23 protein-coding genes are annotated in these 22196 nt (G+C 69.8%); 8 read left to right on the plus strand and 15 right to left on the minus strand.

The features are described from left to right. Positions 1-13: 13 nt before the first annotated feature. A complete protein-coding gene (locus tag GV015_RS06300) occupies positions 14-997 on the plus strand; it encodes an alpha/beta fold hydrolase (RefSeq protein WP_124768512.1) in 984 nt (327 codons plus the stop codon). Positions 998-1059: 62 nt separating this feature from the next. Here the strand turns inward: GV015_RS06300 and GV015_RS06305 are convergent, their stop codons facing one another. Both GV015_RS06305 and GV015_RS06310 read right to left on the minus strand, forming a co-directional pair. Beyond that, on the minus strand, positions 1060-2523 hold the full coding sequence (locus tag GV015_RS06305) for an FAD-dependent monooxygenase (protein ID WP_159877373.1): 1464 nt from the start codon (positions 2521-2523) through the stop codon (positions 1060-1062). Positions 2524-2682: 159 nt separating this feature from the next. Then, complete coding sequence (locus GV015_RS06310) at positions 2683-3288, minus strand: class I SAM-dependent methyltransferase (RefSeq protein ID WP_159877375.1); 606 nt, start codon at positions 3286-3288, stop codon at positions 2683-2685. Positions 3289-3396: 108 nt separating this feature from the next. Here GV015_RS06310 and GV015_RS06315 point away from each other — a divergent pair, with 108 nt between their 5' ends. The 3 genes from GV015_RS06315 to GV015_RS06325 are packed head-to-tail and all read left to right on the plus strand — an operon-like array spanning position 3397 to position 5256. After that, entirely contained in the window at positions 3397-3774 is a 378-nt protein-coding gene (locus tag GV015_RS06315; protein WP_159877377.1) for a GntR family transcriptional regulator, read from the plus strand. Next, positions 3767-4618 carry an ABC transporter ATP-binding protein gene (locus tag GV015_RS06320; RefSeq protein WP_159877379.1) on the plus strand — a complete coding sequence of 284 codons (852 nt, stop codon included), beginning with the start codon at positions 3767-3769 and terminating at the stop codon, positions 4616-4618. The genes GV015_RS06315 and GV015_RS06320 overlap by 8 nt, the downstream gene beginning before the upstream one ends. Continuing rightward, entirely contained in the window at positions 4615-5256 is a 642-nt protein-coding gene (locus GV015_RS06325) for an ABC-2 transporter permease (RefSeq protein ID WP_159877381.1), read from the plus strand. The genes GV015_RS06320 and GV015_RS06325 overlap by 4 nt, the downstream gene beginning before the upstream one ends. 11 nt (positions 5257-5267) lie before the next feature. On the opposite strand, the gene GV015_RS06330 is transcribed toward GV015_RS06325, so the two are convergent. From GV015_RS06330 to GV015_RS06340, 3 genes are all read right to left on the minus strand, one after another. After that, positions 5268-6503, minus strand: coding sequence for an MFS transporter (locus GV015_RS06330; RefSeq protein ID WP_159877383.1), 1236 nt, complete (start codon positions 6501-6503; stop codon positions 5268-5270). Between the two features lie 155 nt (positions 6504-6658). Next, entirely contained in the window at positions 6659-8056 is a 1398-nt protein-coding gene (locus GV015_RS06335) for an alpha/beta fold hydrolase (protein WP_159877385.1), read from the minus strand. 4 nt (positions 8057-8060) lie between these two features. Continuing rightward, positions 8061-9257, minus strand: a complete 1197-nt coding sequence (locus GV015_RS06340; protein ID WP_159877387.1) for a DUF418 domain-containing protein — start codon at positions 9255-9257, stop codon at positions 8061-8063. Between the two features lie 46 nt (positions 9258-9303). On the opposite strand from GV015_RS06340, the gene GV015_RS06345 reads away from it, so the two are divergent. After that, entirely contained in the window at positions 9304-9882 is a 579-nt protein-coding gene (locus tag GV015_RS06345; RefSeq protein ID WP_159877389.1) for a TetR/AcrR family transcriptional regulator, read from the plus strand. A gap of 16 nt (positions 9883-9898) precedes the next feature. Here the strand turns inward: GV015_RS06345 and GV015_RS06350 are convergent, their stop codons facing one another. From GV015_RS06350 to GV015_RS06360, 3 genes are all read right to left on the minus strand, one after another. Next, entirely contained in the window at positions 9899-10513 is a 615-nt protein-coding gene (locus GV015_RS06350) for a DUF6578 domain-containing protein (RefSeq protein WP_159877391.1), read from the minus strand. Next, positions 10510-11739, minus strand: a complete 1230-nt coding sequence (locus GV015_RS06355; RefSeq protein ID WP_159877393.1) for a GNAT family N-acetyltransferase — start codon at positions 11737-11739, stop codon at positions 10510-10512. The genes GV015_RS06350 and GV015_RS06355 overlap by 4 nt, the downstream gene beginning before the upstream one ends. A 100-nt stretch (positions 11740-11839) precedes the next feature. Further along, complete coding sequence (locus GV015_RS06360) at positions 11840-12277, minus strand: HIT family protein (RefSeq protein WP_159877395.1); 438 nt, start codon at positions 12275-12277, stop codon at positions 11840-11842. Positions 12278-12472: 195 nt separating this feature from the next. Here GV015_RS06360 and GV015_RS06365 point away from each other — a divergent pair, with 195 nt between their 5' ends. The 3 genes from GV015_RS06365 (at position 12473) to GV015_RS06375 (ending at position 14467) form a co-directional block, all read left to right on the plus strand. Further along, on the plus strand, positions 12473-12994 hold the full coding sequence (locus GV015_RS06365) for a hypothetical protein (protein WP_159877397.1): 522 nt from the start codon (positions 12473-12475) through the stop codon (positions 12992-12994). Positions 12995-13005: 11 nt separating this feature from the next. Then, on the plus strand, positions 13006-13515 hold the full coding sequence (locus GV015_RS06370; protein ID WP_159877399.1) for an RNA polymerase sigma factor: 510 nt from the start codon (positions 13006-13008) through the stop codon (positions 13513-13515). A 64-nt stretch (positions 13516-13579) separates the two neighbouring features. Continuing rightward, on the plus strand, positions 13580-14467 hold the full coding sequence (locus tag GV015_RS06375) for an exonuclease domain-containing protein (protein WP_159877401.1): 888 nt from the start codon (positions 13580-13582) through the stop codon (positions 14465-14467). Between the two features lie 95 nt (positions 14468-14562). Here GV015_RS06375 and GV015_RS06380 read toward each other — a convergent pair whose 3' ends face one another. From GV015_RS06380 to GV015_RS06410, 7 genes are all read right to left on the minus strand, one after another. Beyond that, positions 14563-15411: an Ltp family lipoprotein gene (locus GV015_RS06380; RefSeq protein WP_236555353.1), complete on the minus strand. Its 849-nt coding sequence runs from the start codon at positions 15409-15411 to the stop codon at positions 14563-14565. 156 nt (positions 15412-15567) lie between these two features. After that, positions 15568-16707 carry a 3,4-dihydroxyphenylacetate 2,3-dioxygenase gene (gene hpaD / locus GV015_RS06385; protein ID WP_159877403.1) on the minus strand — a complete coding sequence of 380 codons (1140 nt, stop codon included), beginning with the start codon at positions 16705-16707 and terminating at the stop codon, positions 15568-15570. Positions 16708-16759: 52 nt separating this feature from the next. Next, positions 16760-18274 (minus strand): 5-carboxymethyl-2-hydroxymuconate semialdehyde dehydrogenase, encoded by a 1515-nt coding sequence (gene hpaE / locus GV015_RS06390; RefSeq protein WP_159877405.1) that lies wholly within the window; start codon positions 18272-18274, stop codon positions 16760-16762. Further along, positions 18271-19017 (minus strand): GntR family transcriptional regulator, encoded by a 747-nt coding sequence (locus GV015_RS06395; protein WP_124768522.1) that lies wholly within the window; start codon positions 19015-19017, stop codon positions 18271-18273. The genes hpaE and GV015_RS06395 overlap by 4 nt, the downstream gene beginning before the upstream one ends. Next, positions 19014-20519 carry a fumarylacetoacetate hydrolase family protein gene (locus tag GV015_RS06400; protein ID WP_159877407.1) on the minus strand — a complete coding sequence of 502 codons (1506 nt, stop codon included), beginning with the start codon at positions 20517-20519 and terminating at the stop codon, positions 19014-19016. The genes GV015_RS06395 and GV015_RS06400 overlap by 4 nt, the downstream gene beginning before the upstream one ends. Positions 20520-20578: 59 nt before the next feature. Then, positions 20579-21391 carry an HpcH/HpaI aldolase/citrate lyase family protein gene (locus GV015_RS06405; RefSeq protein WP_159877409.1) on the minus strand — a complete coding sequence of 271 codons (813 nt, stop codon included), beginning with the start codon at positions 21389-21391 and terminating at the stop codon, positions 20579-20581. Further along, a complete protein-coding gene (locus GV015_RS06410) occupies positions 21376-22158 on the minus strand; it encodes a 2-keto-4-pentenoate hydratase (protein ID WP_159877411.1) in 783 nt (260 codons plus the stop codon). Before GV015_RS06410 ends, GV015_RS06405 begins: the two co-directional genes overlap by 16 nt. Between the last annotated feature and the right edge of the window lie 38 nt (positions 22159-22196).

Genomic DNA, 22196 nt, shown 5'->3' on the forward strand with positions numbered 1-22196 from the left:
GTACGCTGGGGGCATGTCGAGGATCGAACGCAAGCGTCGCAAGCGGAGTGTGCGGGTCGATCGCGTCTACGACGGCGACGTCTACGTCCGGGTCAACTCCGTGGGGTCCAGCGGGGATCGCTCCTTCATCCTCATCCCCGGCATCGGTGTCTCGTCCACGTACTTCGAGCGCCTCGCGCCGCACCTCAACGAGTTCGGGCCGGTGCACGCGCTCGACCTCCCCGGCTTCGGCGGAGTGCCGCACCCCTCGTCGACGCTCACGATCCGCGAGTATGCGGACCTCGTCGGTCGGGTCATCGACGAACTCGATCTCAAGGACCCGATCATCGTCGGCCACTCGATGGGCAGTCAGGTGGTCAGCGACCTCGTCTCCCGTCGCCCCGAGTTGTCGACCCTCATCCTCATCGGGCCAGTCGTCGTGCCCGGTCAGCGGCGGGTGCTCACCCAGGCGGTCCGGTTCCTGCAGTCGAGTTGGCACGAACCGCTCACGGTGAAGGTGCTCGCCGTCAGCGCCTACGTCTTCTGCGGGTTCAAATGGTTCTCGCGGGTCCTGCCGGAGATGCTGACCTACCCGATCGAGGAGGCCCTGCCGAAGGTGCAGGCGCACACGCTCGTCATCCGTGGCGAGTACGACGCCGTCGCACCGCGCGAGTGGGTGGAGCGGGTCGGAGAACTCCTGCCCTCCTCGCGCCTCTGGGAGATCCCAGGTGCTGCGCACTCCGTCATGTACGCGCACGCCGAGGAGGTCGCGAAGCTCTGCGTCGACCACGCCAGGCGCACGGTGGCGGACGGCGACGATGACCGACTCCAGGTCTACCCCGAGGACTCGGACGGGAGCGACGACAAGGAACCGGAGGCACCGCAGCCCGCGGCCATCATCCAGGCCGTCGGAGGTCGGATCGAGGAGACGATCGGGATCGTCACCGACGACGACGACCGCGTGGCCGAGGGGAAGTCGCAGGTGGCCGACGCGGTCGCCTCCATCGACCACGACTGAGCGCTCGCTGAGTTGAGGCGGATCGTCGCTTCGCCTCGGGCCGGGCGACGAACCGCCTCACCTCACCGTGTCGGCTCGCCGAACCAGCGCCGGAGGGCCGGTTCGAGTGGTTCCCGCCCGTCGGCCAGCCAGACCACGTGGCCATCCGGGCGCAGGAGCACCGCCGTGGCCGCGAGCTCCGGGGTCGTGGTGGCGACCCGGTCGACGCGGTCCGCCCAGCCGGTGACGTTGTGGGTCCCGGTCTGGTCGAGCAGGAATCCGCGACCCTCGTGGAGCAAGGTGAACAAGCGTCCGCCGTCGGCCAGGGGGAGGTCGTGGAGCCGTCGACCGAGCAGCGACCTGTCGTCCGAGCCGCTGTCCACCGCTGCGCCGGGATCTCCGACGTCGTATCGGATGCTGGTGGACGCGATCCGCTCGCCCAGGAAACGGGCCACGTCGTCGAACCGCATCAGGTCCGAGAACAGCCGACGCACCGCCTGCGGGCCGGGGTCGGGGGACAGGAGGACGCTCTGTGCTCGGGTGAGCGTGAGGACGTCGTCGGCGACCGGGCGGCGCTCGGTCGCGTAGGTGTCGAGGAGGTCGGCCGGTGCCCACCCGGCGAGCTCGGCGGCCAGCTTCCATCCGAGGTTGAACGCGTCCTGGACTCCGAGGTTGAGGCCCTGCCCGCCGAGGGGCGGGTGCACGTGGGCGGCGTCGCCGGCGATCAGCACGCGGCCGACCCGGTAGCGCTCGGCGAGTCTCGTCGCATCGGTGAAGCGCGACAGCCAGCGCGGGGAGTGTGCGCCGAAGTCGGTCCCGGCGAAGCGCTCGAGCCGGGCCCGGAACTCCTGGATCGTCGGAGTCGCCAGGCGTTCGTCGGCGGGGGCGTCGGCGGGCGCCACCGCGCGGAAGAACCCGTCGGACACCGGTCCGATGCCGAAGCCACGGTGCGTCTTCCGGACCTCGTCGGCGATGGCGGCGACCTCGTCGGCCGGGAGGGTGACCTGGATCTCCCCGAGGATCCACTCGGTCTGCGCGGGCTCGCCTGGGAAGCCGATGCCGAGGCTCTTCCGGACGGTGCTCCGCCCGCCGTCGCATCCGACGAGCCACCGTGCCCCCAGGCGCTCACCGTCGTCCAGCTCGACGGTGACGCCGTCATCGTCCTGTTCGAGGCCGACGAGTCCGTTCCCCCGACGCAACTCGGCACCGAGCTCGAGCGCGCGTTCGGTCAACAGCCGATCGGTGACCGGCTGCGGGAGACCGAGGATGTAGTCGTGCGCGGTGTCGAGCGGTACGGGTCGCGGCGGGACGATCCCGGCGAAGTGACCGGCGGCGCCCGGGTACCGCGTGCCCTCGGCGAGGAACCGGTCGAGGATGCCGCGCTGGTCGAGGATCTCGATGCTCCGCGGGTGGAGGCCCAACGACCGCACGGCAGGGCTCGGCTCGGCGTCCCGCTCGAGGACGAGGACCTCGACGCCGTGGAGCCGGAGTTCGGCGGCCAGCATCATGCCGGTCGGGCCGCCACCGCTGATGATGACGTCATGCATGAGGACCCCGTTCTCGCGGTCGGAGGCGACCGCGGCCACCCATTCTGGAGGCCGGAGGGGGTCTTGCGGCAAGCCCCGGTGCCCGGCATACTCTGGAAATGCAGCGGCAGTGAGATGCGGCGGATCGTCGCTCAGCCTCGGGCCGGGCGACGAACCACCTCACCTCACCGCGTCGGCTCGCCGGGCCAGGATCGCCCCGTGCGGTCGCTGATCGAGGCTCGTCCTGGTGTGCGTCTCGACGACCTCGAAGCCCGCCCGGCGCACGTGCTCGGCCAACTCCATGACCGGCCAGCGGTATGCCGTCACCACGGCGTGGTCGAACGCCTCGACCGCCGGACCCTCGAAGCAGCCGATCAGCAACTCGCCACCCGGCCGGAGCACGCGAACGAACTCCTCGAGTGAGGCGTTGATCGTGTCGGGACGGTGGTGGATCAGCGAGTACCAGGCGAGGACGCCGCCCATCGAGCCGGTCTCCGCGTCGAGGGTGTCGAGGCTGCCCAGGTCGAACCGCGTCTCCGGGTGCTCGGCGCGGGCATGCGCGATGAACTCGGGGACCAGATCGACGCCACGGATGTCGAGCCCGCGCGAGGCGAGGTAGGCCGTCCAGTGCCCCGGGCCGCAGCCGGCGTCCAGCGCGGGACCGGCGATCCGGTCGGCCCAGGAGGTCACGAGTTGCCGGTCCGACGGGTGCACCGAGGCCATCGTGCCCAGCAGTTTCGCGTACTCGGTGGACCGTCGGGCGTAGGCGTCACGAACGGTGCTCATGCTCTCACCGTACCGAGCACGTGGCACCGTTCGTCGACGGAAGGGAATGGCAGCCCTCGCGGTTTCACACCTCAACTGTTATGGTGTTTATAAACAGATGGAGGTGCCATGGGCGTCGTGATCTCGAACAGTTCGGGAACACCGATCTACGAACAGATCGAGACCCAGTTGCGTGCGTCGATCCTCGCCGGGGAGATCCCCGTCGGGCAGACGCTCCCGTCCCTGCGGCAGTTCGCGGCAGATCTCCGGGTGAGCGTCATCACTGTCACCCGGGCCTACAACGATCTCGTCGCCGAGGGCCTGGTGCGGAGTGAGCACGGACGTGGGTTCGTCGTCCTCGATGTCGATCCCGAGACGGCGAGCACCCTCCTGCAGTCGCGGGTCGACGAGGTCATCACCGAGCTCGTCATCGCGGCTCGGCACGCGCGCCTCAGCAGGACCGACATCCAGACACGACTCGATCAGACTTGGAGTACCGATGACTGACAGCATCCTTCGCATCGACGGATTGCGCGTCCAGCGGCGATCATTCGCCGTCGACGACGTCTCCTTCGCGGTCGAACGCGGCACCGTCACGGGTCTCGTCGGACCCAACGGGGCTGGCAAGACCACCACCATCCGGGCCCTGCTGGGCCTGCTGACGCCCGACGCCGGTGACATCGAGGTCCTCGGCCGGCCGGCCGGCTCCCCGGATGCGCTCGCACGCATCGGCGTGGTCCTCGACCAGCCGACCGCGGCTCCGGAGTGGCGGGTCGCAACGATCGGTCGACGACTCAGCCCGTTCTACCCGGCGTGGGATCAGCAACGCTTCGAAGCGTTGCTCGACCGCCTCGGGGTGCCGCGCGAACAGCGGGTCAGTGAGCTGTCCCGCGGGCAGGGTGTGAAGCTGTCGCTGTCGACGGCGCTCGCGCAGCGGCCGGAACTCCTCATCCTCGATGAGCCGTCCAGCGGCCTCGACCTGGCCTCCCGTCGCGAGATCGGGGACCTGATCCGCGAGTTCATGGTCGACCCCGAGCACGCGGTGCTCTTCTCGACGCACATCACGACGGATCTCGACGAGCTCGCCGACGACCTGCTCGTGCTCGTGAACGGCCGGGTCGCCTACGACGGACGGTTCGCGGACACCGTCGACGAGTTCGCCATGGTGCGTGGCGCGGGAGCGCCGCCGACCGGCGAGGTGCTCGGGCTCGAGCGGCGCGGGGAGCAGTGGTCCGCGCTCATCCGCACGACGCAGATGGCGGACTTCGGACCGGAGACCGTGATCGACGCCGCCAGCGTCGATGACATCGTCATCCACTTGGCAGCAGCACACGGAAAGGCTTCCGCATGATCGGCTCATTCATCCGCTTCGACCTGACGTCCTGGCTGCCCCGGCGGCAGACGCTCCTCCTCCTCGGTTTCGTCGCCGTGATCGGGATCCTGCTCCCCGTGCCGGGCATGGCGATCACCGGCGCGGCCATCGTCACCTCGCTCATGATCGCCACACCGTTCCTCGGGGATGAGCGCGGTCGTCTCGACACCCTCTACGGCATCCTCCCCGTCTCGCGGTCCTCCGTCGTGGTGGGGCGGGCCGGTTCGATCGTCGTCTTCGCCCTCCTCGCTTCGGCGATCGCGTTCGCCGTGACCGTGCTCATGGCCAGTGTGCGTGGTGGTTCGCTCGATTGGGGCCTGCTGCTCGTGATCCAGGCCGTCGCGGTCGCCTTCGTCGGGCTGTCGGCCGGCATCCAGTTGCCCGTCCTGTTCCGGATCGGATACACGCGCGGCCGGCTGATCAGCTACGCCCCGGCGCTGCTGATCGCCGGCCTCGCCTGGCTCGCGCAGGCGATCGGCGTGCTGGACGGCGCGCAGGAGGCCGCCACCGGTGTTCCGCTCCCGCTCGCGGTCGGCCTCGGGCTCACGCTCGGTGCCGTCGGGATTGTCGTCGGCGTCCTCGTCGCCGTGCCGCTGTACCGCAAGCGCGAACTCTGAGCGGCGCCGGGTCACGCCTGCGGTGAGTCGTCCCCGGTGGACGCCTCACCCGGCGTGAGCCGGGCGAGCGCCGCCGCGACGAGGACGACGACGGCTGCCGCCGCACAGATGCCGACGACCGCGGTGGGTGCACCGGTCGCCTGGATGAGGACGCCGGCGATCGCACTGCCCGCTGCCGCACCGATGTTGTGTCCCGTGTTCACCCAGGTCGTCGCGGCGTTCTGCTGGTAGCGCCCACCGGCTGTGTGCGCGGCGACGTAGGAGACGATCATGATCGGCGAGAAGAACAGCCCGGCGACCGCGAGGACGACGCTGACGGCGAGGAAGCCGGTCACCGCGGCGATGAGCGAGGCCGAGACGAGGAGCGCCCCCGCGAGCGCGACCAACTGGCGGACGGCCGACCCCGGGACCGAGAGCGCCCCGTACAGCAGCCCGCCGAGGGCGCTCCCGCCGGCGAAGAGTCCGAGGGCGATGCCCGCGGCGGCCGCACCACCGTGTTCCGCGAGCACGACCGGTACGGCGACACTGATCGTGCCCGAGACCGCCCCGGCGACCAGCACCGGCAGGAGTATGGCGATGAAGCGGGCGTCGAGCAGGAGTGACCGCCCACGGTCCTGCCGGGGGACGCTGCGATCCTGCGGCGCCATGCTGCCGACGGTCGAGGTGCTCACGAAGAGGAGTCCGCCGATGAGGACGAACCCGGCGGGCACGAGGAGCGCCGTCCCCGGGGCGATGACGGCGAGGGCCAACCCGGCCGCCGCGGGTCCCGCGAGGTAGAGGAGTTCCTCGATGACCGCATCCAGGCTGAGTGCCTTGCGCAGGAGTTCGCCGTCTGGCGTGAGTCGACCCCAGGCGACTCGCATCGTCGGCCCGAGTGGGGGAGCGAACGCGCCCGCCAGTCCCGCGAGCGTGATCAACAGCGCCCCGGGAGCGGCGGTGAGCGACGCGACGGCCAGGCCCGCGATGGCGCCACCGAAGACGAGGACCAGGATGGCCAGGACGCGACGCGCGCCGTGGCGGTCGATGAACCAGGCCCGAAGCGGTGCGAGGAGGCTCGCCGTGGCGCCGTAGACGGCCACCGCGACACCGGCGAGGGCGATCGAACCCGTCGCCTCGGAGACCGCGTAGAGCAGGGGAAGCAGCACCAGCGCGTAGGCGGATCTGCCGACGAGAGCGGACCCGAAGGTCAGCGGGACATGGGGAAGTGCGAGCACGTCGAGATAACGCGCTGTCCGGATGGACGACATGGGAAGAACTCCAGTGAAACGGGCGCGCTCGACGGCGCGCGGGGTGATCAGGATCGGGACGATGAGCGTCGGGGACGACGCACGGGCCGATCAATCACGAACTGGAGACATGTGGGGCAGCCTATCGGCAACGACGAGCGCCGTGCTGTCGTCCGCTACAGCGTCGTCAGGAACGCCCGGATGTCGTCCGCGAGGAGCTCGGGCTCCTCGTGCGGGGCGAAGTGGCCGCCTCGGGGCATGGTCGTGAACCGTCGCACGTCGTAGCTCCGCTCGGCCCAGCTGCGCGGTGGGCTCGCGAGGTCGTGCGGGAAGAGCGCGACGGCGGTCGGCACCTCGACCCGGTCGACACGCGTCGTGATCCCGGTCGCGGACTCGTAGTACGGGCGGAGCGAGGTGCCGATCGCGTTCGTGAACCAGTAGACGGAGGCGAGCGTCGCGAGGTAGTCGTCGCTGAAGCGGGACGAGACGTCGCCGTCGCAATCGCTCCAGGCCCGATGCTTCTCGAGGATCCACGAGAGCATGCCGACGGGGGAGTCGGACAGCGCGGGAGCGAGCGTGAGTGGACGCGTGTGGTGCTGATGCTCATACGCACCCTCCTCGGCGTCCCAGGCCTCGACCCGCGCGAGATGCGCCTGCTCCTCCTCGGTGAGCGTCTCGGCGTCGACCTCGAGCGGCGCAGCGACCGCGAGGAGGTGGATGCCGGCGACCGCCTCGGGATGCGCCTGCGCGAGCCGAGAGGTGATGCCGGCCCCGAGGTCGCCTCCATGGGCGGCGTACCGGGCGAAGCCGAGGTGATCGTGCATCAGCGTGTGCCACAGCTCGTGCGTCTGATCACCGAAGGTCGGCCGTTGCGGCGAGAACGGCAGGCCGGGCAGCGCTGGCACGATGACAGTGACGGCGCTCGCCGGGTCTCCGCCGTAGTGGGACGGCGTCGCGAGGCGCCTGGCGAGTCCGACCAGTTCGAGGGCGGTGCTCGGCCACCCGTTCGTGAGGATGATGGGGATGCCGCCCGGGGCCTCGGCGTCGAACCGGAGATAGGTGATGGCGGCCCCGCCGATCTCCGCCTGGTGCCACGGCAGGGCGTTGATGTCCCGCTGCTGTGCCTCCCAGTCGAAGTCGTCCGCCCAGTAGGTGACGAGTCGCCGCAGCTCGTCCTGGTCGGTGCCGGCCTCCCAACCGGCGGTCGGCCACCGGTCAGGCCAGCGGGTGTCGTGGAGTCTGCGGCGGAGGTCGGCGAGGTCGTCGTCGCTGACGTCCATGACGGTCTGGCCCGCTGGCGACCGGGTCACCAGGTAGCGGCGCTCGATGGCCGCGGTCGCGCGCCCCCACTCGCTTGACGCGACGCGCGCCTGGTGTGCTGCGAACGACTCGTCGTCCTCGAAGACCTCGGCGACGTCCCAGACGAGCGGGTCGTCCGTCGGCGTCACCTCGAACGACACGCACCCCGGTTCGGCGCGGGTGAGCGCGACATGCTCCGGCAGATGGGTCTCGACGATCGCCACGTCGGTCGGTGTCGCGCAGATCAACTGGCCGGTCAGGTGCACGGTGGTCATGGTCTCACCGTAGCGAGGGTCGGCCCTCCGGCTGCTTCGTCCCGAGCTCCGCACCGCGTTTCCAGAGCCATTCGACGGGGCCGAGTGCGAACCGCCGGAGCCAGAGGTGGGCGAAGCCGGTCACGAGCGCGGCGATGACGACGAACGCGGCGACGGTGACCGGGACGCGCCACGGGGCGGCGAGTTCGGCGAGGCCGAAGCCCCAGCCGTAGAAGATCGCGCCGCCGAGGAGGTTCTGGAGCAGGTACGCGCTCAAGGCGACCTTCCCGAGTTCGCGGAGGCGTGAGACGATCCAGCCGTCGGTGCCGAAGCGACGACAGAGCTCGACGGTGGCGCCGAGGATCCCGAGCGCCACGAGGGGTGCGGCCAGGTAGCGTTCGGCGAGGAGCCCCGCGGTGCCTCCGGCGATGCCCAGCAGCAGGTCGACCGGCAGTGCGCACGCCCCGATGATCATCAGGCGGCGTCGGAGTCGCCCCCCGGTCTCACCGAAGACGCCGGCGTGGAAGAGGTGTGCGCCGGCGAGGAACATCGCGAGCGTGAGGAATCCGATCAGCGCGGGCTCCGCGCGGAAGACCCCCATGTTGTCGAGCCGGAAGACCGCCAGGCCGAGGAACGAATCAGTGGCGTAGGGGCTCGGTCCGGCGGGGAGCGGGAGGTCGCCCGACACCGCCGGCGTCGTGGCGATGAACGCGACGATCGCGCTGATGAGGAGGACGTGCAGTGCGCCGAAGACGGCGATCATGGCGCGCTGGGCGCGGGGCCTCGTGAGCAGGAGCCAGGCGACGATGGCGCCGGTGACCGCATAGCCCATGAGGACGTCGAACTCCGCGATGAGGACGTAGTTCACCGCACCGTCGATGAGGAGCAGGGTGGCGCGCCACAGGTACCGGCCCGGCCAGCGCTGCTCGCGTCGGCGTGCAGTGGCGTGCTGGATCGCGAGTCCCGCGCCGAACATCAGGGTCAGGAGGGCGAGGAACTTACCCTGCGTGAGCGCCATGAGGGCGAGCTGGATCGTGCCCGCCGCGGGGCCGGTCTCCGGCGTCACCGGGGCCGAGAGCATCCCGAGCAGACCCCAGGGGTGCGAGAACACCCAGATGTTCGTGCCGAGCGTGCCGAGGATCGCGAGTCCGCGGACCACGTCGAGTGCGGCGATGCGTCGGGAGGTCGGCGGTGATGGCGGCAATACGCTCGTATTGGTCATGTGAAGACCGTACCCTGTCGAGTGGGCGATGGCGAAAGCGGAGGCGATGACCGAGCAGGACACGAACAGGGATCGGATCCTCGATGCACTGCTGCGGATCATGGCGTCGCGCGGTGCCGATGCGCTGACCATCCGCACGGTCGCGAGCGAGGCCGGTGTCTCCGTCGGCGCGGTCCAGCATCACTTCCCGACGAAGGACCGACTGGTCGTCGCGGCGATGACCGAGGTCAACGAGCGGTTCCGTCGGCGTGTGGCAGCACGGCTCGAGGCGATGAACTCCGAGGGGGAGCGACTTCGGATCTTCTGTCGTGAGATCGCCTGTGTCGAGGGTGACGACCTGACCGACGGGATCGTCTGGGTCGCCTTCGCCGCTCGGGCGAGCACCGAGACCGAGGTGCGCGCGATCCACGCTGCTGACTGGGCCCGCACCGAGGAGGTCCTCCTGCGGCTGCTCGTCGCCGCGTTCCCGGAAGACGGCCTGGCCGCGGACGATGCGGCACTCCTGCTGGCGGTGCTCGACGGCATCGCGGTCGCGCGAGCAGCGGAGCAGTCGGACCGGATGACCCCGGAGCGCGCCGAACGCCTGATCGACGCGACGCTGCTGGGCCTGCGCCGCGCGGACTGAGCCACGCCGGTCCGGCTCAGTCGACGTCCAGTTCGAGCTCGACAAGGTAGCCGACAAGTCGTGGTTCGACCTCGCCCGGTGGTGGGATGGTCCCGCGCGCTGCATGTGCTTCGGCTTCCGCGTCCGCGGCCGCCTGTTCCGCTGCTCGCGCTGCTGACCGAGCTCGTGCTGCCGACCGGGCGTCGGCGCCCTCGACCCCGCGCCGGGGCGGAATCCGAGGCGTCTCCTCCACGATGGGCGGCCCTGGCACAGTTTCATGGTGCGTCACGAACGGGGAGTGCGGTACGCCGATGTACACGCCGCTGCCTGGGGGACCGATCAGTCGCCTCGCCGCAGGCAGGGCTCCGAGTGGCAACGGAGGGCGTTCGGTGTAGACGAGGCGCGAGAGCACGGACACCGTCGACAGCCTCGATAGCGTGCCCGTCAAGCACTCCGGAGCGGGGTCCTCCTCGTGGTGCCTCTCGACACCGTCGATCCGCGCCGCGAGATCGGCCCCGATCTCATCGATCAGCCAGGTCCGCTGTCCGTCGTCGACGGGCCAGACGGACAGGGTCGCCTGCTGCCCGGTCGCCAAGGGGCCGCCGCAGCAGCGCCACTCCCAGCGGGAGAGCCAGAGGGTCCGCAGCGTCATGCGCCCACCTCCGTGTCCGGGACGTCGACATCGAGTTCGACGAGATAGCCGACCAGCCGGGGTTCGACCTCGCCCGGTGGTGGCGGGCCGGTCGTCTGCGCGGCCCGAGCGGCAGCTTGTGCCGCCTGCGCCGCTGCGCGTGCCGCCGCCGCCGCTGCCTGTGCCCCTGCTTGGGCGTCGGGGTGATCGATCCCGCGCTTGAGTGGGATCCGCGGTGTCGCCTCGACGACGGGCGGTCCGGGGACGGTCTCGTGGTGGGTGACGTACGCGGAGGGTCGCATCTCCGCGAACCACGCGCTGTCTGGCGAGCCGAAGAAGCGAGCCGGGGCGGAAGAGACTCCGGGCGGTAGCGGTGGTCGCTTGGTGTGGACGCGGCGCGAGGGTATCGACACCTTCGACAGCTTCGCCAGCCTGCCCGTCAGCCGCTCCGGTGCGGCGTCCTCCTCGTGGTGCATCTCGACACCGTCGATCCGCGCCGTCAGATCCGCCCCGATCGCCTCGGTCAGCCAGGTCCGCTGTCCATCGTCGACGGGCCAGACGGAGAAGGTCGCCCGTTGGCCGGTTTCCAACGGCCCGCCGCAACAATCCCACTCCCAGGGGCTGAGCCAGAGCGTCCGCCGGATCATCCGTGCCGACTCGGGGTTGGTGGGTCGCAGGCGCGAAACCAGCTCGGTCGTGGGCGCGGTCAGGACGCGGAGGGCGATCGCGTCGCCGGGCATCGGTACCCGGCCGATCTCACTGAGTCCCCAGCTGCGGTACATCGCTGCAGCCTCGGTCGCGCGCTCGTAGACGCCGATGAAGGTCTGTGTCTCCGTCCGGTCCTGCAGGACAGCGGCCAGGCAGCCGCGGGCGATCCCACGTCCGCGCTGATCCTCAGCGACGGCGAGTTCGTGGACGACGACGGCGTCCGCCGGACGCGCGAGGGCAGCCGACGCGGTGCTGCTGGAGTCGGCCAGCTGCGCCAGGATGCCGAGCCAGGCCGGGTCGGCGTCGAGGCCGTGGGCGAGCGCGAAGCCCACGACCCGGCCGTCGACCGTGGCGATGACGAGGCGTCCGCCGCGGTGGCCGAGATGCTCCGGGCCCCACTGCCGGATGGTCGCGAGGTCGATCGCGTCCTCGTTGTAGGGCTCGGCGGTGAACGCCGCGACGAACAGCTGCGTCACCTCACCCCACACCTCGTCGGGTGCGGATCCGGTGAACGAGGTGTAGCCGACCGGGCTCATCATCCAGCCAGCATAGGGAAGTGCGCGCGGCATCGAGCCCGCGAAGTGAGGCAGATCGTCGCATGAGCGGCGAGCGTGCGACCGTTCGACTCAACTCAGCGCGTCAGTTCGGCGAGGCGAGTTCCGAGCTCAGGGCGGCGCGTTCAGCTGCGTCCAGCGGGACGAGTGGATAACGGCTCGCGTCCTCGCGGAACTCATAGCCGTCGCCGGTGGCACGCGGGATGACGTGGAGATGGGCATGGAGCACGCCCTGGTCTGCGGCCGCGCCGTTCGACATCAACAGATTCGTCCCTTCGACGGCGTCTCCGAAGACGTTTCGGATCGCTCGGTCCGCGCGCTGGGCGACGACAGCCATCTCGGTAATCTCCTCCTGATGCAGCGCCGCGAGATCCGCTGCGTGACGTGTCGGCAGGACGAGCACATGGCCACGATTGATCGGGTGGCGGTCGATGACAGCGATGACACCGGTTGCCCGAGCGACCACGTCGAACGTGCCCTCAGCGATGTTCGTGCAGAAGTCACAAGCGTCGTCCGCGTTCATGGGGCTGACCCTAGCCGACCGCGACATCTCACGGATGTGTGTCCGAGGTCGGCGATTGACCCGTTGCTGTGTGGACACTTCGGCGCGTTGCGGTCATGTACAGACCAGACGCACCGACAGACTGCGAGGGACGACATGGACGATGACCAGCTGACCGAACTGCTCCGCGAGAGCGGTCCGCCCACCCGGGTGCCCTTGGCGCTGGCCGACCACCGTCGACGCATCGTGACTGCTGGATCGCGCGCGAGGATCATGCGTCGGCGGAACTGGTTCGTCGGCGGTTCCGTGGTGATCGTCCTACTCGCCGGTGGGGGAGCTGCCACCGCTGGATCCGATCTGGTCACGCCGTGGGGGTGGACCGCCGAGAACACCTTCGCGCGGGTGGACGATCGAGGAGCCTCGTGTTACGCCGGCGTGCGGGTCGAACCCGAAGGAGTGGCTGACGACGCACCGATCATGATCGCCGCGCGGGAGATCGCCTCCGGTATCTCGCTCGATGACCTGGACACCTCGGCCGCCGAGCGTCGCATCGTCGCCGAGAACGCCGATGCCACGGGCGATGGGCCTCGCGCTATCGGCCCGAGTCAGCTCCGGCGAGAAGCGCTTAATGCGGTGGTTGCGGAGACCGTGTTCGAAGGCCTCCGGGAGCAGGGCTTTCCGACAGATCCTGTGCCGGTGAGCGTCTACATTCGCGAGCGTTGTGGAGCCGGCGAATGAGGTTGACGAATGTGGAGGTCGAGCAGCGGCTGGCCGCCAACGATGCCGATCTCCTTCGCTATCTGCAGCGACGCCTGCTCGACCGGGAGGACGCAGCTGATGCCTTCTCGGAGGTACTCCTCGTTGCGTGGAAGCAGCGTCGCAAGATGCCCGTCGATCACGAGCAGGCTCGGATGTGGTTGTTCGGGATCGCCCGCAACGTCTTGCGGTCGACACGGCGGGCTGGAGCCAGACGAACGGCCGCCACGCAGCTGTTGATCGACGCGACACTGACCGATACGACGGCGCCCGACGAGGCGTCCGCGGTGCGCGACGCGATCGCCAGCTTGCCTGAAGAGCAGGCGGAGCTCATCAGACTGACCTACTGGGATGGGTTCAGTTCGATCGAGGCCGGGGAGATGCTCGGCATCTCAGCCTCGGCCGTTCGCTCGCGCCTCGTCGGAGCACGCTTTGCGGTGCGCGCACTCCTCGCAGGTGACGCCTCGACGCACGACGCTGGCCGGGGCAGCTTCACCACGTGATCGGCAGACGGATGTGGGGTCATCCCGCTTCCGCAGAGTCGGTCGAGCGCCCGAGAATCGGGAGGTGCCCCTGAACTTCGTCGCCATCGACTTCGAGACCGCCAACTTCGATCGTGCATCCGTCTGCGCGGTCGGCCTGACGAAGGTCGTCGACGATCGAGTCGTCGCAACCGACTCCTGGTTCGTGCGACCGCCGACCGGACTCGACTTCACGAATACCTACCTGCACGGCATCGGACCCGCCCACGTTGCATCGGCGCCGTCGTGGACCGAGACGCTGCAACGCATCGCCGGGGTGACGGCCGGAGTGCCGCTGGTCGCATACAGCCCGTTCGACAAAGGCGTCTACAACGCGGCCAACACGCTCACGGGCAGCACTCCCAGCGGATTCGACTTCCTCGATGCGCTCGCCGTCGTCAGGCACCACTGTCAGTTGCCCAGTCACCGGCTGCCCCTCGTCGTCGCCCACTTCAGGTTGCCGGACTTCGACCACCACGAGGCCGGCGCCGACTCGCTCGCGTGTGCACTCATCACGCTGCGCATCGCGGAGGAACGCGGTGCGAGTTCGGTCGAGGAGCTGTGGTCCTCCATCCCGACGCGCCCACGCACCAGAGCGGCCCGTTCCTATACGAAACGGGCCGATCTGCCCCAGGCGAGCCTCGAGGCGGATCCGGGTCATCCGCTCTTTGGAGAGGTGGTCTGTTTCTCCGGTGACCTCGAGAGCTACACCAGGCCGGAAGCGCAGAAGATCGTGGCATCGTTCGGGGCGACCGTCTCCGCAGGCGTGACGAAGAAGACTTCGCTGGTGGTCATGGGCGGCTTCGATCCGGCGACGCTTCGTCCTGGGGCGACGCTCAGCACGAAGATCCAACGGGCACAGGAGCTGGCCGCCGGCGGTCAGTCCGTGGAGATCGTCACCGAGCAGACGTTCCTCGAGATCCTGAGCGTCTGAGACCCGCCGGACTGCGTCTTCCGGACGGAATCGGCACGGGTGGGACAGCTCGAGAGCCCCGTCCGATCGGACGAGGCTCTCGAGCGAGTGGGAAGTCAGTCGTTGAGGTGCAGGATCGCGTAGTCGGCCTCTTCTGGCGTGAATTTCTCGCCGTACTCACTGGTCAGCTGGTCGCGGATCGCTTCGGGCGACATCGACATGGTCTCCTGATAGGACTTCGCCTTCGCGAGCGCGTTCGCGTTGTAGTCGGCCTGCAGGTTGTCGACGGCGTACTGGCCCGCCTCTGCCGAGAACTGTTCGCCGTATTCGGAGGTCAGCTGGTCGTAGATGCCGGCCTTGCTCATGTGCATGAGGTCCGAGTAGCTCTTCGCCTTGATCAGCGCTGACTGGTATTCGACGGGCACTGCGGGTGCAGCCGGAGCTGCGGGAACCGGAGTCTCGGCGACGGGTGCAGTCGTCTCGACGGGCTTGGCTGCTTCGTCGGCCGGCGCCGAGGTCTCCACGATCGCGGCAGGCTTGTCATCGGACACGCTGTTCACCGCTGCGCCGATTCCGATGAGGGTGCCGAACGAAGCGAGGGTCGCGACGGCTCCGAGGATGAGACCGGTGACCGCGAGTCCCTTGGACTGTCGCTTCTGCAGTGCGAGCACCGCCAGGACGATCGCCGCGATACCGACGAGCGCGCCGGCGACGGGGAGGAGCCCCATGAGGAACGCGACGATCCCGACGATCAAGGCCGCGATCGCGAGCCCGGCCGAGGTCGAACGCGGCGGTGTCTGCTGCAGCTGCTGACCGTACGGCTGCTGGCCGTAGGGCGGCGGTGCCGTGGTGTCGGCGTGCGGGGACGTCGGTGCGTACGGGTTCGCGTAGGGCGCGGTCGGCTGCTGTGCGGAGGCGGGGTGGGGCTGCTGCGAGCCGCCCCCCAGCGGTTCAGATGTGGTCACGCTCTGAGCATGGCAGTCGAGCGACCGACTTCCGAGAGCGGTGTTGCCCCCAGTGCGGGGGAGATTCGGGAGGTTTCCCCTGCTCCTCCCGTTCGTTCGCCCATGTTTGGGCGAGCGAACACTGCGTCGCCCAAAGATGGGCGATCGAACCGAGGCCTAGAGCGTGTTGCCGAGCTTGAAGCCCTGCGCCTCGTCGCCCTTGCGGGTGTAGGAGAAGCCGTCGGCACCGATGGTGACCTCGAGCTCGGAGTCATCGGTCCGGGAGGCCACCGGCTTCGGCTCGCCGTCGAGGTCGAGGACGAGCGACGCTTCCGTGTACCAACTCGGCACGACGGCGTTGCCCCACCAGTCGCGACGCTGGTTGTCGTGCACGTCCCACGTGACCACCGGGTTGTCGGGGTCGCCGGTGTAGTAGTCCTGGGTGTAGATCTCGATGCGGTGGCCGTCGGGGTCGCGGATGTACAGGTAGAACGCGTTCGAGACGCCGTGCCGGCCAGGGCCGCGCTCGATGACGTCCGACATCCGCAGTGCGCCGAGCTTGTCGCAGATCGCGATGATGTTGTGCTTCTCGTGCGTCGCGAACGCCACGTGGTGCATGCGCGGTCCGTCGCCACCCGTCATCGCGGTGTCGTGCACCGTCGGCTTCCGGCGCATCCAGGCCGCGTACGTCGTCCCGGCCTCGTCCTGGATGTCCTCGGTGACGCGGAACCCGAGGTCCTCCAGGTGGGCGACCGCCCGCGGCACGTCGGGCGTCACCTGGTTGAAGTGGTCGAGCCGCACGAGCGCGCCCGGCGTGTACAGGTCGTAGCGCCACGCCAACCGCTCGACGTGCTCCACGTCGTAGAAGAACTCGTAGGGGAACCCGAGCGGATCCTCGACGCGCACCGAGTCGCCGATGCCCTTCACATACCCCTCGGCACGACGCTCCACCCGGCACCCGAGCTCCGTGTAGAAGGCGACCGCGCGGTCGAGGTCCTCAGGACTCCGTACCCGGTAGCTGAACGCAGCGACGGCTGCCACCGGCCCCTGCCGCAGCACGAGGTTGTGGTGGATGAACTCCTCGAAGCTCCGCAGGTAGACGGTGTGCTCGTCCTCCTCCGTGACCACGAGGTCGAGCACGTCGACGTAGAACTTCCGGCTCGCGGCGAGATCCGTGACGACGATCTCCATGTACGCACAGCGGAGGATGTCGGGCGGGGTGGCGGCGGGCGTCGGGATGCGGTTCACCGGCACGGGGATCGCGTCGGCGGCGGTCACGACGGGCTCGGCCGACGACGGGGTGATGGGGTTCGACATGATCTGCGTCCTTGCTGATCTCGGTTGCTGGGTGAAGGTCGACCGGGAGCGGTCAGTGCGCGGCCTGCAGCGGCCCGCCGGTCCCGAAGCGTGGGGAGTGCGCCTGGTTCAGCGTGATGTGCACCGCCTGCTGGTCGGTGTAGAAGTCGATCGAGCGGTAGCCGCCCTCGTGCCCGAGCCCCGAGGCCTTCACCCCGCCGAACGGGGTGCGGAGGTCGCGCACGTTGTTCGAGTTCAGCCACACCATCCCGGCCTGCACGTTCTGCGAGAAGGTGTGGGCCCGCTTGAGGTCGTTCGTCCAGATGTAGGCGGCGAGCCCGTACTTCGTGTCGTTCGCGAGCGCGAGTGCCTCCTCATCGGAGTCGAAGGGGGTGATTGCGACGACCGGCCCGAAGATCTCCTCCTGGAAGATCCGTGCGGTCGGCGGGACGTCGGCGAAGACCGTCGGCGCGACGTAGTTGCCGGTCGGGAACCCCTCGGGGCGACCGCCGCCGGCGACGATGCGGCCCTCGGTCTTGCCGATCTCGACGTAGCCCATGACCTTCTCGTAGTGCTCCGGGTGCACGAGCGCGCCGACCTCGGTGGCCGGGTCGTTCGGGTGCCCGACGACGATGTTGCGGGCACGCTCGGCGTAGCGCTCGACGAAGTCGTCGTAGACGCTCCGCTCGACGAGGATGCGGCTGCCGGCGGTGCAGCGCTCACCGTTCAGGGAGAACACCCCGAACACCGTCGCGTCGAGGGCGTCGTCGAGGTCGGCGTCGGCGAACACGACGGCCGGTGACTTGCCGCCGAGCTCCATCGAGAGCCCCTTCAGGAACGGCGCGGCGTTCGCGAAGATGAGCTGACCGGTGCTGCTCTCGCCGGTGAACGAGATGAGCGGCACGTCCGGGTGCTTCACGAGGGCGTCGCCGGCGTCCTCGCCGAGCCCGTTCACGAGGTTGAACACGCCGTCGGGCACGCCGGCGTCGCGGAAGATGTCCGCCCACAGGCTTGCCGAGAGCGGGGTGAACTCCGCCGGCTTGAGGACGACCGTGTTGCCGGTCGCGAGGGCCGGAGCGAGCTTCCAGCTCTCGAGCATGAACGGCGTGTTCCACGGCGTGATGAGCCCCGCGACGCCGATGGGCTTGCGGTTGACGTAGTTCACCTGCCGCCCGGGCACCTTGTAGGTGTCGTCGTGCTGGGCGACGATCAGGTCGGCGAAGAACCGGAAATTCTCGGCGGCGCGCTTCGCCTGACCGAGCGCCTGCGTGATCGGCAGGCCGGTGTCGAAGCTCTCCAGCTCCGCGAGGCGGGCGTCCTGCGCTTCGACGGCGTCGGCGACCCGGTGCAGGATCCGGCTGCGCTCGCGGGGGAGGAGCCGCGGCCACGGACCCTCGTCGAAAGCGCGCTTGGCGGCGGCGACGGCGAGGTCGACGTCCGCCTGCTTGCCGGCGGCGGCCTGGACGTAGGTCTCGTTCGACACGGGGTCGAGGACGTCGAAGGTGTCGCCGTCGACCGAGTCGACGAACGCGCCGTCGATGAAGTGCCGGATACGGTCGGGCAACGCTGCCGGAACGTGCTGGGTCATGGGTGGTTCCTCCGGTCGGTGGTGGACGGCGGTGACGACGGCGGGCGGGCCGTCGTGGGCGGCTGGTGCTCCGCCTGGTAGGCGAGCATGGCGTCGAGCGTCGCGGTGCGGTGGTCGCGGGCGGCGATCTCGATCTCGAGCGGCTGCGCGCCGGCGGCGATGAGTTCGAGGATGCCGTCGTGCTCGGCGACCGACTCCCGCGCGCGGCCGGGCACGAAGCTGAACGTCGAATCGCGGAGTGCGGTCAGCCGCCGCCAGCCGCGATGGACGAGGTCGAGGACGTGCGGGTTCGGGCACTCCTCGAAGAGGACGGTGTGGAACTCCAGGTTCAGCGCCGTGAACGCGTGCGGGTCGAAGTCGTCGAGCGTGCGGCGCATCCGCTCGTTGATCTCTCGGGCGCGGGCCAGATGGTCGTCGGTGAGGTAAGCGGCACTCATCGAGGTCGCTGCGCCCTCGACGAGGGCGAGCGTCTGCATCGTGAAGAGGTACTCGGTCTCGTGCAGCATCGCGACCTGCGCGCCGACGTTGCGCTCGAACGTCACGAGCCCCTCGGCCTCCAGCCGGCGGATCGCCTCGCGCACCGGGACCACGCTGATGTCGAGCTCACCGGCGATCTGTCCGAGCACCAGCCGGTACCCGGGGACGAAGCGCCCCTCATCGATGGCCTCGCGGATGAACCGGTAGGCGCGCTCGGACTTGCTGAGCGACGCTTCCTGCCCGGTCGTCGGGTGTGGTCCGCTCATCGTCCCTGCTCGCTCTCGTATCGCGCCCGCCACTCGGCGTTCAGCGGGAAGAGGCCGTCGACGGCGGCACCACCACGGACCTGCTCGGCGATCCAGGCGTCCTCCGCCTCCTGCACGACCGCCTCCGCGGCGACCTCGGCGGCGAGCGCCCGGGGGATCGCGATGACGCCGTCGCCGTCCCCGACGATCACGTCGCCCGGCAGGACGGTCGCCCAGCCGCAGGTGACCGCGACGTCGATCTCCCACGGCACATGGCGGCGCCCGAGGACGGACGGGTGCGGACCCTGTGAGAAGGTCGGCAGGTCGAACGCCGCGACCTGCTCGGCATCGCGGATCCCGCCGTCGGTGACGACCCCGGCCGCTCCCCGCTGCTGCGCCCGAAGTGCGAGGACGTCGCCGACGGTGCCCGTGCCGCGCTCGCCGCGTGCCTCGATCACGATGACCTCCCCGGCTTCGACGGTGTCGAAGATGCGCTTCTGCGCGTTGAAGCCGTTCCCACGCTCGGCGAAGAGGTCGGGCCGGTAGGCGACGAAGCGGAGGGTGCGGGCCACGCCGACCATGCGCGTGCCCGGTCGTGAGGCGTGGACGCCCTCGATGAAGACCTCGGTGTACCCGCGGGCCCGCAGCTTGGCGCTGAGCGTCGCCGTCGAGACCGAGGCGAGCTGCTCGGCGACCGCGGGGTCGAGCGGTTCGGCGACCCGATCACCGAGACCGTCCCGGTCCCTGAGCTTGTCGAAGGGCAGACCCGCCGCCGCAGCGTCCCCCCAGGCCTCGATGCGCTGATGGTCGTCGACGGCCGGCTTCGCGCCGAACCCGCCGAAGGGTTCGGTGCCCTCGACGACCGTCGTCACGAGTCGACCGCTCGTCGGGGTGCCGGGTGCGGTCGGTGCGTCGACCTCGACCTCGACGACGTCGCCGGGCACGACGACGGAGGAGCCGGCGGGTGTGCCGGTGAGGATGACGTCGCCGGGCTCGAGCGTCGCGAGCTGCGAGAGGTCGGCGATGAGCTGGGCGAAGGGGAAGAGCAGCGTGTCGCTCGTGTCGTCTTGGACGACGACGCCGTTGACCCAGGTGCGCACGCGGAGGGCGGCCGGATCGATCTGCTCGGCGGGGATGACGGACGGGCCGAGGGGCGTGTAGCCGTCGCCGCCCTTCGAGCGCAGGTTCGACCCCTTGTCGGCACTGCGGAGGTCGTAGAGCCCGAAGTCGTTCGCCGCGGTGACGCCCGAGACGTGCTGCCAGGCGTCCTCGACGCGGACGCGGCGGGCCGCGGTACCGATGATGATCGCGATCTCGCCCTCGAAGGCGAGCAGTTCCGCGCCGGCCGGACGCTCGATGGTGCCGCCCGTACCCGAGACGGAGGACCACGGCTTGAGGAAGTACGAGGGGTGCTCCGGTGTGCGGCCGCGCTGGGCCGCCCGTGACGGGTAGTTGAGGTGGACGGCGATGATCTTGCCGCCCCCGCTGTTCGGGAGGCCTTCGATGCCCTGGTGGCTGCTCATCACACGTCCTCGTTGTCGGTATCCAGAATCGTATACGATCCGCACGCGGCGGGGAAGGGTCAGTACCCGTCGCCGCGGGTCGCGTCGCTCCGGCCGTCGATGAAGCGCTCGGCCAACTGCTCGGATGCGCGTGCGAGGAGCGACACGTCCGCACCGACGAGGACGAAGGACGCCCCGCGGCCGAGGTAGTGCTCCGCCATGACGGGGTCGAAGGCGTTCACACCGGCCGGCTTGCCCGCGGCGGCGGCGGCATCGAGCACCCGCTCGACAGCGCTGACCACGGTGGGGTGCCCCTGCTGGCCGAGCAGGCCGAGCGACGCCGAGAGGTCGGCCGGACCGACGAACACCGCGTCCACGCCGTCGACCGCGAGGATCTCCTCGGCCTGCTCGACGGCCTCCACCGACTCGATCTGTACCGTGAGCGACACCGAGTCGTCCGCCTGCGCGAGATAGTCGTCGACCCGGTTCCAGCGGGAGGACCTCGCGAGCGCGCTGCCGACCCCACGGACGCCCTGCGGCGGGTACCGCACGGCCTGTACGAGCGCCGCCGCCTGCTCGGCCGACGACACCATGGGCACGATGAGGTTCTGCGCCCCGAGGTCGAGCACCTGCTTGATGACGACCGGGTCGCCGAACGGCACCCGCACCAGTGGGCACACCGGGAAGGCGGCCACCACCTGCAGCTGTAGCTGGATGCTCTCCAGGGTGTTCGCCGAGTGCTCGCCGTCGATGAGGAGCAGGTCGAGCCCGCTGCCCGCAGTGATCTCCGCCGCGATCGGGCTCCCCGACACCACCCACATTCCGATGAGGGGGCGATCCGCGGTGCGCAGGCGCTCGCCGAAGGTCGGCGGCAGGGTCATTCGAATCGGCATGTCACGGCTCCCAGTCCCTGGTATTCGGCGTGGACGGTGTCGCCCCGCTCGACCCACATCGGTCTCGTGAACGATCCCGACAGGATGATCTCCCCGGCGGCGAGACTCCCACCGTGCTGGGCGAGCTTGCCGGCGAGCCACGCGACGCCGAGTGCCGGGTGCCCGAGGACGGCGCCGGCGACGCCCGACTCCTCGATGGTCTGGTTGCGGTAGAGCATGGCCGAGACCCAGCGCGGGTCGATCGCGTCCGGGCGGACGGGCGTTCCGCCGAGCACCATGGCACCGAGGGCCGCGTTGTCGGCGATGGTGTCGACGATCGTGCGGCCGTCGAGTTCGATGTGGGAGTTGAGGACCTCGAGCGCCGGGACGATGTGGTCGGTCGCGTCGAGCACCTCGAAGATCGTGCAGTGCGGGCCCTGCAGCGGGCGACCGAGGACGAAGGCCAGCTCGACCTCCACGCGGACGTTGGAGTAGGCGTCGAAGTCGAGCGTCGCGCCCGAGTCGAAGACCTGGTCGTCGAGGATGACGCCGTAGTCGGGTTCGGTGATCCCGGTGGCCTGCTGCATCGCCTTCGAGGTGAGGCCGATCTTGTGGCCGACGACGCGCCGACCGGCGGCGATGCGGCGTTCGGCCCACAGCGCCTGCACGGCGTAGGAGTCCTCGATGGTCATGTCCGGGTGCCGGGCGGTGAGGAGGGGGATGACGCTCCGCTCCTCGTGCGCCGCCGCCAGCTCGTCGGCGATCGCCTGTCGTTCGTGATCCTGCATCGCGTCCCGTCCTCATCTGCATCGACTGCGGCCTGCGA

The organism is Plantibacter sp. T3, assembly GCF_902506515.1.
In the GTDB taxonomy this organism is placed as follows: domain Bacteria; phylum Actinomycetota; class Actinomycetes; order Actinomycetales; family Microbacteriaceae; genus Plantibacter; species Plantibacter auratus.

Bases quoted from the DNA above. Each gene is read 5' to 3' on its own strand.
- GV015_RS06300 (WP_124768512.1), top strand. From the start codon at position 14: ATGTCGAGGATCGAACGCAAGCGTCGCAAGCGGAGTGTGCGGGTCGAT.
- GV015_RS06305 (WP_159877373.1), bottom strand. From the start codon at position 2,523: ATGCATGACGTCATCATCAGCGGTGGCGGCCCGACCGGCATGATGCTG.
- GV015_RS06310 (WP_159877375.1), bottom strand. From the start codon at position 3,288: ATGAGCACCGTTCGTGACGCCTACGCCCGACGGTCCACCGAGTACGCG.
- GV015_RS06315 (WP_159877377.1), top strand. From the start codon at position 3,397: ATGGGCGTCGTGATCTCGAACAGTTCGGGAACACCGATCTACGAACAG.
- GV015_RS06320 (WP_159877379.1), top strand. From the start codon at position 3,767: ATGACTGACAGCATCCTTCGCATCGACGGATTGCGCGTCCAGCGGCGA.
- GV015_RS06325 (WP_159877381.1), top strand. From the start codon at position 4,615: ATGATCGGCTCATTCATCCGCTTCGACCTGACGTCCTGGCTGCCCCGG.
- GV015_RS06330 (WP_159877383.1), bottom strand. From the start codon at position 6,503: ATGTCGTCCATCCGGACAGCGCGTTATCTCGACGTGCTCGCACTTCCC.
- GV015_RS06335 (WP_159877385.1), bottom strand. From the start codon at position 8,056: ATGACCACCGTGCACCTGACCGGCCAGTTGATCTGCGCGACACCGACC.
- GV015_RS06340 (WP_159877387.1), bottom strand. From the start codon at position 9,257: ATGACCAATACGAGCGTATTGCCGCCATCACCGCCGACCTCCCGACGC.
- GV015_RS06345 (WP_159877389.1), top strand. From the start codon at position 9,304: ATGACCGAGCAGGACACGAACAGGGATCGGATCCTCGATGCACTGCTG.
- GV015_RS06350 (WP_159877391.1), bottom strand. From the start codon at position 10,513: ATGACGCTGCGGACCCTCTGGCTCTCCCGCTGGGAGTGGCGCTGCTGC.
- GV015_RS06355 (WP_159877393.1), bottom strand. From the start codon at position 11,739: ATGATGAGCCCGGTCGGCTACACCTCGTTCACCGGATCCGCACCCGAC.
- GV015_RS06360 (WP_159877395.1), bottom strand. From the start codon at position 12,277: ATGAACGCGGACGACGCTTGTGACTTCTGCACGAACATCGCTGAGGGC.
- hpaD (WP_159877403.1), bottom strand. From the start codon at position 16,707: ATGTCGAACCCCATCACCCCGTCGTCGGCCGAGCCCGTCGTGACCGCC.
- hpaE (WP_159877405.1), bottom strand. From the start codon at position 18,274: ATGACCCAGCACGTTCCGGCAGCGTTGCCCGACCGTATCCGGCACTTC.
- GV015_RS06395 (WP_124768522.1), bottom strand. From the start codon at position 19,017: ATGAGCGGACCACACCCGACGACCGGGCAGGAAGCGTCGCTCAGCAAG.
- GV015_RS06400 (WP_159877407.1), bottom strand. From the start codon at position 20,519: ATGAGCAGCCACCAGGGCATCGAAGGCCTCCCGAACAGCGGGGGCGGC.
- GV015_RS06405 (WP_159877409.1), bottom strand. From the start codon at position 21,391: ATGCCGATTCGAATGACCCTGCCGCCGACCTTCGGCGAGCGCCTGCGC.
- GV015_RS06410 (WP_159877411.1), bottom strand. From the start codon at position 22,158: ATGCAGGATCACGAACGACAGGCGATCGCCGACGAGCTGGCGGCGGCG.